The sequence below is a fragment of the Shewanella sp. 3_MG-2023 genome (assembly GCF_030548765.1).
In the GTDB taxonomy this organism is placed as follows: Bacteria; Pseudomonadota; Gammaproteobacteria; order Enterobacterales; family Shewanellaceae; genus Shewanella.
Genome location: NZ_JAUOSH010000006.1, coordinates 13,957 through 28,400 on the forward strand (window position 1 = coordinate 13,957; position 14,444 = coordinate 28,400).

The 14,444-nt window shown below is 50.4% G+C and carries 6 protein-coding genes; 1 reads left to right on the forward strand and 5 read right to left on the reverse strand.

The window, feature by feature from the left end:
* Positions 1–4 precede the first annotated feature (4 nt).
* From Q4591_RS04805 to Q4591_RS04820, 4 genes are all read right to left on the reverse strand, one after another.
* A complete protein-coding gene (locus tag Q4591_RS04805) occupies positions 5–1,465 on the reverse strand; it encodes a MotA/TolQ/ExbB proton channel family protein (RefSeq protein ID WP_303459676.1) in 1,461 nt (486 codons plus the stop codon).
* The gene (locus Q4591_RS04810) at positions 1,462–9,477 is read right to left on the reverse strand and encodes a hypothetical protein (protein WP_303459679.1); all 8,016 of its coding nucleotides are present in this window, start codon (positions 9,475–9,477) and stop codon (positions 1,462–1,464) included. Before Q4591_RS04810 ends, Q4591_RS04805 begins: the two co-directional genes overlap by 4 nt.
* A 617-nt stretch (positions 9,478–10,094) precedes the next feature.
* Positions 10,095–10,232, reverse strand: coding sequence for a hypothetical protein (locus Q4591_RS04815; RefSeq protein ID WP_303459682.1), 138 nt, complete (start codon positions 10,230–10,232; stop codon positions 10,095–10,097).
* Between the two features lie 848 nt (positions 10,233–11,080).
* Positions 11,081–12,046: a GlxA family transcriptional regulator gene (locus Q4591_RS04820; RefSeq protein ID WP_102439541.1), complete on the reverse strand. Its 966-nt coding sequence runs from the start codon at positions 12,044–12,046 to the stop codon at positions 11,081–11,083.
* 114 nt (positions 12,047–12,160) lie between these two features.
* Between Q4591_RS04820 and Q4591_RS04825 the strand changes: the two genes are divergently transcribed.
* Positions 12,161–12,952: an MBL fold metallo-hydrolase gene (locus tag Q4591_RS04825; protein WP_102475385.1), complete on the forward strand. Its 792-nt coding sequence runs from the start codon at positions 12,161–12,163 to the stop codon at positions 12,950–12,952.
* Positions 12,953–13,120: 168 nt separating this feature from the next.
* Here Q4591_RS04825 and phoR read toward each other — a convergent pair whose 3' ends face one another.
* Complete coding sequence (gene phoR / locus Q4591_RS04830) at positions 13,121–14,416, reverse strand: phosphate regulon sensor histidine kinase PhoR (RefSeq protein WP_102439539.1); 1,296 nt, start codon at positions 14,414–14,416, stop codon at positions 13,121–13,123.
* Between the last annotated feature and the right edge of the window lie 28 nt (positions 14,417–14,444).

The window sequence follows — 14,444 nt, forward strand, 5'->3', positions numbered from 1 at the left end:
GAAACTACTCGTCCTTTGCTGGCGCAAGACTTGGCGTCAGACCGCCGACCACTCGTCTCAGCAGCGAGTTCTCTGTCGTTCTCAAATAGCCGTGGATATAGAAAACGACTGCACTTGTCCCAAGCGCAAGCAACGTGGTGTCAAATGCGACGCCCAGTAATCCGGTGACATTGGATATCGCTTCTTCCTGGGCGGCCACGCCTAAGCTTGATGCCCGTACCACTGATCCGGCGTCGCTCAAAGACGCCGCGATGCCTATCACCGTTCCGATAAAACCGATCATGCCAAGAACATACTGCGCAAACGTAATCGGGAACCCGGCTTCATCCTCCAGCTCCTTCTGGAAGACGATTTCAAACGCCACCTTGTCGACGCTCTCGCCTGGCACGTTGACCAGGTCCCACCGTTCCTTAATAAGCAACTCCAAGTTCTTCTCAGAATTCGACTTTACTAGCCTTCGTCGTTCACCCAGTCCAATGCAGGCCGAAAAGAAGATCGTCAGGAGCAGTACCTGAATTGGCCCAAATACTACTGCACCCATCCGCATCGGAACCCCCACGGACTCGCGTAGAACGTTTATCTGTGCATCGATGATTTCTCTTTTCTGCTGACCGCTACTCGAAGAAAACAGGTTGCCACAGTTCGACTCCTCGGGCGCGCTTGTCACGATAGCTTCCACGGACGGAACCTGGAAGGTGCCAGACAGCAAAGCGGACATGGCATCCCCCAGGCTCGGAATGATGCGTTCCCTGACATGGCTCGCAACGTTCCCCAGGTGCTCACCCACCCCGCACTCCGACAGCGCTGGCACATTCTCGAAGGACAGCAGGCTTGCGCAACTCTGATTGCTGCCGTCACTTGGAGGGTTCCACTCGTCAAAAGCAGCACCGCCGTAGCCCTTCGCCCAAAGCACCAGCAGGATACCGCGGGTGCTTTGGCAGGCTTCTACAGGAAAAATCTTCTCAGAGACAACATCCTCCATCATGCGATGGGGGTTCTGAACCATTATTTCCGGACTAGGGTCCACGATGTAGCTATTGAGAAACCGCTCTCGGATGATAACCGCATTGATGTTGGCGTTCGCGACAGACGGTTCGTAAGCGGAATCCTCTTCAAACTCTTCCGCTTGGAAATAGGTGGCGAACATGTCGTAGAAGCTTTTGAGCTCTTCGCTATCCGACGGTCGACGTTCGTAGTCCATCCTTGAGAAGACATGATCAATCGTCGATGCCGTATCGTAGGCCGAGTTTGCTTTCCACACCACGACCCAGAAAAACAGGCCGACAAATATAAAGGCGGCTGCCAGTCCGCATAGATAAAGCTTCGCCAGCTTCAACCGGGTCCACCATACGAGGCCTTCATCTGTCTCGATGAACCGCATTTGCGTGAAGTTCTGAACCAAAAGGACGAGTAAGAAACCGGCGACAATTATAGACGCCAGGGTTAATAACGAAACGAGGATCATAATCCCTCTCCACACTGATTGAACGTAACCCCAAGCGGGTCGGCTCTGAAACCTATGTCCTGATACGCACCTGCAAAGCCGAGGCCCAACAGCAACGCGGTATCCATGTTTGTTTTGTTTGCCTTCAAAGACTCCGCGCTCGGAGCCAGGAACGCGCCGTTCTGCGATTCAGGTTTCCAGAATACTTTGGTGCAGTCGCCACTCGCACTGCGTAACTTGTATCGCTCCCCCTCGATTTCCAGGTCTCCGGTAACTGACCACACTTTCTTTCCTCCCTGTGTGTTGGCAAACGAGGCAATCCGCATCTGGCCGTCGAGGTCGATCGACAGCTTCGTTATCTCTGTACCAGCGCTCAAACCGGCAAGGTAGTTTTCGAGCAGCAAATTCAGCTCCTCACCGCGGCGGTCAAGCATCGCGGCCGTAGGCATACCGTCCCGCGTAAAGACCTGCTCGGTAAGCGTGCTTACACCTGGCCCGACAGCAAAGGCTCGCGCTCTCACCGAGTAGCCTGCCACTCTTGCCGTCATATCCTGTGGTTCAAGCGCAAACAGGCTCTGCGTGCTGGCGACCGCGAATTGACCGCAAGGGTTGCGGAAAGACGACGACACCCTGGACTTACATGCCGTGAACATCACCTGATGCAACCCTTCTTCCTGCGTTGTCAGCGCCCTGCGTATAAATTCACGCTCGCCCGCCATCTTCCGCGCACTTCCAATCGCGTAAGACACGATGTTTACCTTGCGTTCCGGATTAAAATTGACGTATCGATACTCCTCCTCATTTGCCGCGTCCCCGATAGCGACGAGATAACTGCGCTCTTTGTTGCCGATCGGTATCGGTGTCGCCTTGTTGCCCTTCCAGCGAATCTCGCTCGCGCTCTCGCGAATGATGTAGCGTGCAAATGCACTGTCGTCCTTTTGTTCTCTTGTCTCAGGTATCAAATATCTCCGGCCATCGATGGCAGATTTTGTTAACGCGATGCTCAGGTCTTCCGAGCCGTATCGCATAACGACGAACGAGTCCTTGTCCGCCAGTTTGTGCGTCACGACCCGGCCGTTGAAGTCCTGCAACGGACCGGAAAACTGACCGCTCCAAACTCGACTACTGGTTTCTGTGTCGAAAATCCAGATTCTCCCAGCTGACTTGTTCTCAGCCAAAAGCTCGTACTTCGCTTGTCCTTCAGAAGCGGTCATGTTGGCGTAGTACAGATTGAGGCTCTTCGCCTGCGCCGCACTCACGCCAATCAAGCGGCTGAGCTGCGCTGACCGAGAATCACGAAACCGCTCTACCCACCGATAGGCCCACTCATAGCCAATCTTGATGCCAAACCACTTGGTTTTCTTGTACCGCTCACGATGCATTTTCCACACGGGCCTGTAGGAGTACTTGCCATTTTCCGTCTCTGGCTGCGTTGGATCCCCCGCTTCCCCACCGAGCTTGGCATCGTCCGCGGTGCCGTTGCCACCGCCCCCGCCACCCTTCTCCCCACCACTGTTCGAGAAGTCGATGTTGGTCGGGACTTCAAAGCGGAGCTTGATATCGGTAATGAGGCCTATCAGAAAGTCCTCTGTGAGCAGCTTAAAGGTCGGTAGCGTGATTGAGACGCTAGTTGGTGGCGGTTTGGCCTGCAAGCCAAGCGTTACGCTCTCGGTATCCGCCCACATTTCTATTTCGAACTTGAACGGATCTATGGAGTTTATCTCAACCTTGCCTTGCGCTTCCGGGTTACTGAATTTCTCCTCCATCGTCACGGAGAAATCGATTGAGTCGTCCAGTGCCGGCACTCTCAATTTAGCTCCAAACAGGCCGCTGAAGTCTCGACCGAGCCTGACCTGCATCTCTGCGATATCGGCGCCGAACAGATCGCCGTCGCCGTTGGCGACGAAGAACGGAAATGGCGCCCTGTCCTGAATCCTTAGCAAACCGTTAATGGCGACAACGTCGGAGAGTGCCGGCCCCGACTCAATCGTATGTTCAAACAGTCGTTCCTTGAACGACAGCCTGGTTACCGACGAGCCCATCGGAATCACCCTAAGAAGGACCAACGTGCTCTCCATACGGATTTCCTGCTCTCTCGGCTGAGCCGAAGCAGACCCCTTCATGACCACGAGGTTGCTCATACTGGCCCCAGGTACGACCGACAGGGAACCGTCGAATCTGACAACTGAATCGGTCGGATCGAAGTAGAGCCCCAGGTTGCCGAATGACAGCACGCCGGTGTCATACCATCCTGGAATCTTCAACCCGACTGGACCGTTAAAACGGAACCTGCCGGGGCTGACAGCGAAACCAGCTGTAAGGCTCAATCCGACCGGCGTTTCAATCGTCCCCTCGAGGAACAGCGTCAAACCATCGTCATAGTTATAGATGGGTGGAACAGGCCTGATATAATCGAGATCCAGCTTGGCCAGGACTCCGGCGGCCGCTAGTACTTCTAAGTCGGGCGGTTCGATTCTAACATCGCCATCGAGGTCGACGATGATGCCAACCTCTTGAGTGCCGATTGGGTCGGCGAAGTCGACGTTCGCTTTGAACTCGAATCCGCGAAATTTCCTCTGTACGCAATAGCTCTCGGATGACCCCGTAATTACGAATCCATCAATTGGACTCAACCTACTCCTCGTCACATACCGATCAATCTCGCCGCACAGCCTGGCAATTACAACATCTCCGGCGCTCGACGGATCAAGGTTGAACGTGTTTCGTTTCACTCGTATCGAAGCCGGAAGCTGTAAATCAAAACTGGGCGGTTTAAGTAAAAACCGGATGTCGAGCCCATCTTGTGACGACAACACATCCGTAAGCTCTACGTAGCGATTGTTGATCCGAAGCTCGTCCTGAATAACAGCCTCCAGAGAGGGAGTGAACTTTAGTTGCGACCAATTGATGGAAATGGTGTCCACCGACGGCACTTGGCCCGCAGTTAACGCAGCGCGGAACCTCTTTACGTCGATAGACAGCCCGTTCTCAATGCGAATTTCGCGGTTCTTTTCTGAAAAGGAATCCACAACCAACGTGCCTCTTAGAGAGAAGTCTGAGGACGGGCAGTCGTAGCGTGGATCAAATGTGAGCTTTCCACCGAGTAAGCTGATGTCGTCCGCGACAAACGCATTGAGTTCTTCGCAAAACCGCGCAGCTTCCTGCTCAATCGCCCTCCGAACGGGGGTCGCAATCTCTTCGAGTGTCTGCCCTGCTCGCTTGCGAATCTCGGCCGTGACCTGTTGTTCCGTCAGTTCCGCTATTTGCTCAACTAGTTCCTCCGGATCCTCCGAACAACTTTTACCTATTCCGTCCAGCTCGATGCACCAGTTGCCGACTTCTTCCGTAACACCGAACGATTCCAGGTAGCCCAGTGCGAATGACTCTGCTCTCATCACAGCTAGCGTTTCAGCGGTCTCGGAGAGCGCTTCTACAAAGTCTTTCGGCGCTTCCACAATCTCCTGCAGGGAACCACAGATCTGCGCCTGGTCTGGTTGTGAGCCGAAGCCCGGAGTCGTGAGGTCGAGGCAGACCGAGTCGAGCTCCCTTAGCTGCTGCTCGTAGTTTTCAAAAAATGGCCTTGCAACCTGGGCTCCGCGCTCGAGAATTTCTGCTTTCGCGGTCTCGATGGAGTCGAAATAGGTCAAACTGTCCGCGCACCGTTCTCCCGCAGCAGCGCCAGTCATGGGCAGTGAGATTGTGCCAGATTTCAGGTCGAGACAGACTCCCGCCTGGATGAAATTGGCAATTGGTTTCACCGAGTTGAGGACGCTCTGGTCGATAACGAACAACGCTCTTGCAACGGTTATCCACCGCTCGTCATTCGCATTCCCGGCAAGGCTGCTGCCAAAGGCATCGAAAACTCTCGAAACGATCTTGTAGATTTCTTTCGTCGTGACACCCTGTGGATTTTTCTGCCGTAGCAGTGCCTTCACTTCCGCCGCGAATACATCGCAACTATCTGCATTTGCAGCCTGGAACAATACTATTCCGCTGTCCGGCAAAGACTGCACACAGAATTCTATCAGGTTGTCGTTAGTGATTTCCGCATCGATGTAGGCTTGTGCGATCCTTTTCAGGCGTATGTGAGCGTTGGAAGGAAAGAGAGCTTTGTGCAGACCACCTAGGTTATCGCAGTACTGGGCGAAGCCGGGCACACTGCTGGTGCAGAGCGACTTCACCATTGATTGTGTGTAGGACAGCGATTCGAGCGCATAGTTCAAAGCGCGATCTTCAACCATCCTGGTCAACTCTCGCAATTCCTGCGACGCTGACTCCACGTACTGATGCTGCGCCTGCAGCTCATCAGACTCCGCTGCAATACGGGTGAACAGTTGCGCCGGCGTGTTTACTACATCGTCAATCGCCGGGGCAATCGAATAGAAAAACTTATAGTCGTAACCGAGGGCGACTGTCGTCTCTCGGCCCTCACGCTTGATGAGCACGATCTCGCTCGTCGAGTTCTCAAGGATGAACTGAAGATCATCATGTTTAGGCGATAAGAAGCGACATTTGACAGGCCGCGTCTCCTTGCAGTCTAACCCAAGCAGAATGTCGCCTGCACGGAGCATCAGCTGGTTCGCAGCGACGACCAGCTCGCCGGTCTCTGACTCGAACACGTCCAGTTGCGATCGTACTAATCGCTCAACCGACGCGTCGCCAAACTCCAGGTCAAATGTCGGTAGCCGCGACGTATCACCGAGCAGATCACCCAGGGCCGTGCTGACCCGGGAAGCAAGCTCCGGGATCTCCTTTTCAAGATCCCTTGGATTAATAGGGTCAAGTGCATAAGAAACCAGTATGTTTTGCAGAAGCTGCCGAAATGGTCCGCGCTGCGAAGCGATGAGCGCAGCGTAATCAGCATCGGCGTCGCGGTTGACCATGGACCAGGCCAACGCGCCCAGCCTTTCTGCCATCGTATTACACGCGCCTTGATTAGCCGGGAGCTGGCATTGCGGTACCGCATCGGGCAGCAGGTTTCCAAGAATATCCTGGCCCGACCGCCTGATGAATGCGCTCCGGTCATCAACAAGTCTTATCCAAAGGCTATCGGCCCGCGAGACAAGGGCCGATTCGTAGGCGATCCGAAGATCTTCGAGCTCTTTGAAGAAATCCGCTCGAGGGAAATCGCCGAGTATCTTATCAAACTCGTCATCGTCGATGTCGAAGCTGGTCGTTCGTCTGACCAAGGCCTTAATGGACGCACTCATGTGACTGGGCATCCCACATACAGACGTCGCAGGCCATGATGAAGCGATGCAATCGTACGCCCAGGTCTTTGCGGCATATTCGCCAATCGCTTTAGAAAGACTGGCGACGAGCGCGTCTATCAGCTTTGCCTGAATCTGCTGGCCGTTGCCGATAATCCTCTGAATTGGGCTCGAGCCAACTGGAAACTGCCCCGAGAAAAGCGCACTACTCCGAACCAAATATTCCAGTCGTGTCCGTAGATCGGCGGCCAGACTCTGAGCGTTCGCGGGTGGGAAAGCATTGACCCTTGCTGTAAATTCATCGATCAGTGTTTTTTCCAACTGTTCGAGATGCTCATCAACGTACACCCTTTGCGCGATCATCAATCTCGTTTGCGGCAGGGCATCGCCTTCACTTGTGTAGAGCTCCGCGATCAAATCATCAATCAGGCCGGACAGAAGCAGAATATCGGCGTCACTCTCGACCACCGGATTGGCACCAAATAGCAGTTCCGAAACGGCGTTTGAAAGAGCTGAAGGCGGAATTTGGTCCCCTACCAGGGAAATTGCGTAGCTCAGCTCTGGTGGGAAAACCGGCTGGCCCTCTTTCCAGGCTATCCTGGCCCTGTTCTTACCGGTTTCATACTCGATGGCGCCGACATACGACGTCAGCAATTGGAATTTTCCGGCCGGGTATGCGAGCAGCATGAGCTTCAGAGGGGCGACCGACTCAATGCCGAACGCCGCAACAACCAATCCGTTGGGCGTATTGATCCATTTTGGATTTAGCCGGCCTCCGCCAATCAGCAAATTGACCTGGTGTACAACGCGCGACAGCACCTGCCGGGACACATCGTCGAGACTCCTCAGCCATGACTGCTGATCACCTGACAAAAGTGCCAACTCAACCTCTAACCCAATATTCAGCCGCATCGCGCTCGGCTTCAGGCTGAACAACAACCGCGGATCAAATCTGCCTTTGGGCGAATTTATTTCCGGGACGTAGGCGTCGAATAGACGAGAAACACCGAGATCCCAGATGAAGCTATTGACGGCGTCGATCTTATCGAGAGGCAACCACCGACTGCTGTTGTTCCAAGAGAGTGTGACAGGTGCAGGCTCCCTGCAGAGCTTGAATGCGTTTTCGCTCCAGACGCCGCAATCCAGCGAAAATTCGTAGGTCGAACTCAAACCATGGGCATAGGCGCCAAAGTCGTATATACGGTATTGATTCAACGAGCCGACATTTTCGGATTCCCTAAGAAAGCTCGTACTGATCCCCACCTTGTTCGCGAGTAAGTAGCCACCGTTGGAGCCTCGCTGAATACTTAGTGTAGGATCCTGGATCGCCGGATCGCTGTATTTCACCTTCAGGTAGCGAAGCGGCTCTGTGCGCAAGCTAAGACTGCTAACGTCTTCACCAGGCGGGGAGAATATGCAGTCGACGGGTGACTTCTCGTCAAGCTGGGCGCTCCCACCCGTGTTGCAAAGCGTTCTGTTTTGCGTGATGTTGCTAATGCGCGATACATGCAGTCCGATCGAGGACAGGCGTGTTAACGCAGCGACGTAGCTGTGCAATACGTGGTCGCTAGGGTCGTTTAACGAAGCAACCCCTGGAAACCGGGATTCGAACTGCGTGACGCCACGCACCATAGCGTCGCGAAACGCGAGCAGAAACTCTACCTTGGAGGTCGAGTAGGCAGTCATAACGTCGGTGCTCTTTTTTATGTCAGCAAGTTCTGTTTGCAGAGGATCTAAGCAGGCTTCGAAGTAGGCCTCATCGAAAGCGTGCTCATCTTCGTTCGGGTCAAGGCAGTCCACACGACTGTCGATCGCGTTTGACGAAAGAGATTCAAGCAGATCAACAGCGCCGCGCTGGACCGGGACTGCGTCGCGTCGCGTCGCCTCAACACCAGACAGGTCGAGGTTTAGCCAATTGGTAACATTTGAGCCTGCAGTCTCCAAGATTCCGTACAACTGAATGTAGCGGGCGTAATCTGAATCTGACACCAGCAGGCTTCGTTGGTATGCCGCCGAAAACTCAGCAGAAAAGAAGTCAGCATAAGCATTTTTACGGTGCGAAAGATGTGCTCCGTAGTACGCATCAACCCAGGCGCATGTGTCTTTATTGTTCTTCGTACGGATAGTACACTGAGCTTCAACGCCTTCGAAGTCCGATCGATCGCAACTGGGCTGATGTGTTGCTTGGCAGGCATCCACTAGCGCGACATCGGAGTCAAACCCCGAGTCTGGATCAACACCAGCAAGACCGGATACGAATGCGCTTCTATATTCGTCAATGCCCAATATCCAGGGCGAAATAACCTTGACGACCTGCTCCAACCTTGCGGTCTCAAGGTCGCGGCGCAGGCGCCAGAACTCAGATTCACTGTTTTCCTCGTCGATTCGGCCTCTGGCGCCTATCACTACTTCCTCTGTCCAATAGTCCCATAGCTCCATTAGGCTGTTGTCAAGATCGAAACACTCGACTTCCAGGACATTTTCTCCATTGCCGCAGAACCAGCCTGGAGCTGAGTCATAGTCAAGATGTTCAATTCCGTAATGATAGCGAGACGCCAGCTCCGCGAACGCTCGAGCGACAGATTCAGTCTGGCTACTTGCTATGGGCTCGCTGGCCGCGGGCTCACTGAACGACTTGTAGGGATTCTCGCGGGACCAGAATTTGACGTAGTCTGAAAGCGCTTTGTGTAGCGCAATCATTTCTGTTCCGGTTTGTGAGTTTATTTCTTCCGCAAAAACAGTTTCTGGACTGGCGCCGCTGAATATTACAGCTGCAAAGATAGCAAGTGACCTAAGTTTTCCTGCGGCTCTTCTTGGAACCATATCCAACTCCTTTAAGTTGCTTACCTCATAACAAACAAGCAAATCGTCATAACGAAAATTGAATATAGTCAAGATTATCAGTTATGTCATTGTTAGCGAGATGCAAATTCTGCGAGCGCTCGCGCGACAGATTCAGTCTGGCTACTTGCTATGGGCTCGCTGGCCGCGGCCTCACTGAACGACTTGTAGGGATTCTCGCGGGACCAGAATTTGACGTAGTCTGAAAGCGCTTTGTGTAGCGCAATCATTTCTGTTCCGGTTTGTGAGTTTATTTCTTCCGCAAAAACAGTTTCTGGACTGGCGCCACTGAATATTACAGCTGCGATAGTATGTGACCAAAGTTTTCCTACCGAACTTCCTTAAACACAATCAAACACCTTTACGTTGCTTGCCTTAAAACAAACAACTAGATTGTTGTAGCTATAACCGCAATATTGAGGCGCGGTATTCTATTTTAATGCGTATCAACGCATACACTTTAAGCTTTAGATGTTGCACTCTCACCATATTTGATCAATTGTTACAAGTGATAGTTTGCGGTGTGAAGAATCTGCAGCGTTAATATGAGTATCTTCGATTAGGCACCTTTTAGTTTTCAATGTAAGTAAAAAAAGGAATCAGTACATGCTAAGTAAGTACACTGCAGCAACAGCACTATTTTTCACGTTAACTCTCCATAGCGCTTCGTCAGCGGCAGACGATACCGCAACCGATATAGCGGGGGCGACTGGTTGTGGGATATTAGCAAGCTTCATTATGAATCCTCAGCTGCAGGTAGCGGCTGGTGGCGCTTGCATCTACGGCACGCAGGTCGCAAAAAACGCGGTTGCTGAAGTCATCGATGATCACTTTAACAGTGAAGATCAGAAATTCTCAGACGAGATGTGTGTGACTATCGTAAGAGCGGACGGGAGCAAGATAGAGCCAAAGTCGCGGAAGAACTGCTCTGAAGAGTAGCTGTAGGATTTTGTATTACTCAAACGCGGTTCTAAACCTTCACTATCTCAACTAAATTCAGCATAGTTAGTGGCATACTGCGTCACTGCCATCGATGGTGATTTACTTTGGCCAGAGATACGAAAGCCCCTCTTCAAGGAGCTTTGGATGTCTATTGTCAGGGCACAAGCTTAGAAGCGAATTGCAGATTTTCAAATCGAGAATTAGCCATTTAGAGCTATATTTACGAGAGAGTTACCGTGGTGTTCGTTGCGGGACTTTCCGCAGCTTGTACAACTATCAATTATTAAATCTCGATAATATCATGCAGGGTCTTCTGCGCTGAATATGGGAGGCAGCGGTATTACGTCTCTACTCGCCCCATAGAAGAGCTCAAGGCGACCTCGTTTGCTTGGCAAGTCTGCAATCAAACCGTCCGGCTCTGTCGTTACCAGCATCTCTCTTTACCGACGCACATAATTGTCGGCGGACATTAAAGTTTGATCGTTTACAATATAGTTTGATCATTTTTTACTTTAAATGAACCATTCTGCGTTAGTGACCTAACTCACCTTTGTCCAAAAGCGTGCTGACGGGGGGCATGTAATGACAGGGGGGCATGTAACGCGTGTGCATGTAACGCGAAATGCCCTCAATAAAATAAATACTATTGCTTAAAAGTCGTGCGCCACTGAACCGGAGATACATGAAAAGCAGATTTAAAGTGCTTTCTAAATACACTGTCAGAGCCAAAACCCGCTTGCTCTGCAACTTGAGGTATCGATAGTTTCGTGGTTTCTAATAGACGTTGGCTAAACACCAAACGTCGATTTTGCAGCCATTCACCAAATGTACAACCATAGGTGGATTTAAACTGGCGTGTAAAGGTACGTTTACTCATCGCACAGCGCTCAGCGAGTTCATCTAGTGAATGAGACTGATTGAGACTCTGCTCAACCTGCTCAATCACAAGGTTAATACTTGTCTCTGTGAGGGGTTTTATGTTGACTGGTGCTGGTATGTATTGTTGCTGCCCACCATTACGAGATGGTGCAGTCACCATCTTACGAGCGAGATCATTCGCAAGCTCACTACCACACAAACGGCGCACTATGTGCAGACAGCAATCGAGTGAAGCTGCTACTCCAGCAGAGGTGATGATAGTCTCATGTTCAACAAATAGAGGGTTTGGGTCAAAATTCACCTTAGGAAATTGCTGCTGAAATTGTTCGGTAAATGCCCAGTGGCTTGTGGCTCGTTTGCCATCGAGAACGCCAGCACACGCGAGAACATAAGAACCAAGGCAGAGCCCTACCAGCAACTTCCCTTTATCATGATGATCTATTAACGCCTCTAGAAGTCGCTCACTTGGCTCTGGCAGGTCATTTGGCCAGCTTGGAATAATTATAATATCGGCTTCTTGGGTAGCACTTAGATCGCTATCGACCACCACACCAAATCCAGAGCTTGTTTCAAACCGCAAGCTGTTTTCGCTACAGGTCCTCAAGTTAAACCGAACCGGCTGACCGAAAAAGATATCTTGAAACACCAGACAGGGCACAGAGAGATGAAAAGCACTGATGCCTTCGAAGGCTATCATAGTAATTTTAATTAACTCGCTTGATTTGTTCATGAGTATCTCGATTTGCGCGAACGTTGACTTTCAAGACAGTATCATAAGAAGTCGGAAAGTAGCATACTAAATCGTATAGAGAACATGACTTCTTAGTGAGTTTAGAGAGGCATTATGAAGATCCACCACCTACGTAGCGCAACTTTTATCATTGAATCTGGCGAAACATTTATCCTTATTGATCCTATGTTGGGGAAAAAAGGCTCTATGCCTCCGTTTTCAGTCATTAAGGCTAAGGCCGCGAAAAATCCAACCGTTGAGATGCCAAGTAATGCCGATGAGCTACTAAACAAGGTTACTCATACCTTAATTACTCACAGTCAAACACTTGGTATCAAGGCATTACAACATGGAGATCACCTAGATCCGGCAGGTGAGACGTTTTTAACAAGTCGTAATATCCCAGTTGCGACACCAGCCAAAGATAAGGCTTACCTAGAAAAATACGACTTAACGGTAAATTGGGGAATTGAAGACTGGCAAACTATCGACTTTCTAGACGGAAAGCTCACCGCGGTACCGGCTTTGCACGGCCATGGATGGATTCACAAGGTAATGGCTAATGGTGTTGGATTTTTCTTGGAGCTCCCCAATGAGCCTTCTATTTACATTAGCGGTGATACAGTTCTAACCGATGATGTAAAACGAGCGTTGACTGAGTTGAAACCTGATATCACAGTAGTCGCGGCAGGTCGTGCTCGTATGGACGTTGGTCAACCGTTATTGATGTCTATTGATGAGGTCATGGAGTTTATTCGCCTTTCCCCTAATAAGGTGGTTGCGAACCATATGGAGGCACTCAATCACTGTGCAGTGACTCGACCAATTCTTAAAGAAGCAATTGATAAAAACGGTTTGTCAGATAAAGTCCTTATTCCTGCTGATGGTGAGACCTTGGAGTTTTAGATACCTGAACTAATCCGATGACTCTCGATTTAAGTAAATAATCTAAATGATTTTTGTCCAAAAGCTTGTCAGAACCAGCAATTTACCAGCTATCACAACAAGTCACACAAACAAAAAAGCAGACATTGATGTCTGCTTTTTTAATGCTAAAAATTTAGGGGAAAGTCATTACCCCTTAATCACCAAATGTGCTGGAATAATAAAGCTAAAACAACTGCCCTTTTCTAACTCACTGGTAATGTGCAACTCACTGTAATGATGATTAAGCGCATGCTTTACAATCGCTAGCCCTAAACCACTACCACCAGTTTTACTGGAGCGGGCATTATCAACCCGATAAAAACGTTCGGTTAAGCGGCTTATATGATGTGGCGCTATCCCAAGGCCGGTATCGGTTACGCTAAATTTAGCGCCGCTTGGGACTAACTCCCAGCGAATGGTAATTTTGCCGCCTGGCTCTGTGTAACGAATCGCATTTGAAATCAAGTTAGTACAGGCGCTTCGCAATTGCACTTCGTTACCGTGACAATTTAAATTATCCTCACAAATGAACTCAAGCTGGTATTGATCCATTGCCAATGCCGAGGCTTCATCTTTTAAAATATCCAACATGACCTGCATATTGATGGTTTTTTCTAAATCAATATCAGCCCCATCTTCAATACGCGATAACACTAATAACTGCTCCACCATTGATTGCATTCGCCTAGTTTGCTGCTGCATCAATTTAAGTGGCTTATGGTTCATGCTGTCAGGCTCTTCCATGCTTTGCATGATCTCAAGATAACCTTGCAGTACGGTAAGCGGGGTTTTTAGCTCATGGGATACATTAGCAACAAACTCTTTGCGCATACCCTCTAACTGATTAATGCGGGTAATATCACGGGCAATCAGTAGCATCTGTCTGTCGCCATAGCTCATTAAGCGTATTTCTAATAAGCGTTGATCCGATAGTGGTGAGGGTAGCTCTAATGGCTCGTTAAATTTACCAGACTTAAGGTAGGCCGAAAAATCAGGATGACGGATGAGGTTATCAATGCGTTGACCGCTATCTTGGGGCCAAACAAAACCCAGCAGCAGTTGCGCCAGTTTGTTACACCATAAAATATTGAGTTCAGAATCAAGTACGACCGCAGCATCTGGTAAGGCTTCAGCACCTTGCCTAAAGCGGCCTAAAATTGACGCTAACTGGCCAACTCGGCGACGATTTTTACCTTGCAGGCGGTATATGCCATTGAAAATACCTTCCCAACTGCCAGTGCCTTGAGGTGGAGTGAGTTTGCGGTCTTTCCAAAGCCAGTAATTTAAGCGGGTAATTTGGCGGTAATGCCAGCCTAAAAGGGCAATACAACCGACAATAATACTCATATAAACTTGATTGATGATCATGCCTATGATGGCAAAAATCAACAAGATCCCCACAAGGCGAAGGAGAAGTCTGGACCCTGAGTAAGCTCGAAACATAAGCGGCCTAATTATGATGGTAAAAAAT

Excerpts from the sequence above, each read along its gene's own strand:
- Q4591_RS04815 (WP_303459682.1), bottom strand. The coding sequence starts at position 10,232 with ATGAAGCTTGCTAATATCCCACAACCAGTCGCCCCCGCTATATCGGTT.
- Q4591_RS04805 (WP_303459676.1), bottom strand. The coding sequence starts at position 1,465 with ATGATCCTCGTTTCGTTATTAACCCTGGCGTCTATAATTGTCGCCGGT.
- phoR (WP_102439539.1), bottom strand. The coding sequence starts at position 14,416 with ATGTTTCGAGCTTACTCAGGGTCCAGACTTCTCCTTCGCCTTGTGGGG.
- Q4591_RS04820 (WP_102439541.1), bottom strand. The coding sequence starts at position 12,046 with ATGAACAAATCAAGCGAGTTAATTAAAATTACTATGATAGCCTTCGAA.
- Q4591_RS04810 (WP_303459679.1), bottom strand. The coding sequence starts at position 9,477 with ATGGTTCCAAGAAGAGCCGCAGGAAAACTTAGGTCACTTGCTATCTTT.
- Q4591_RS04825 (WP_102475385.1), top strand. The coding sequence starts at position 12,161 with ATGAAGATCCACCACCTACGTAGCGCAACTTTTATCATTGAATCTGGC.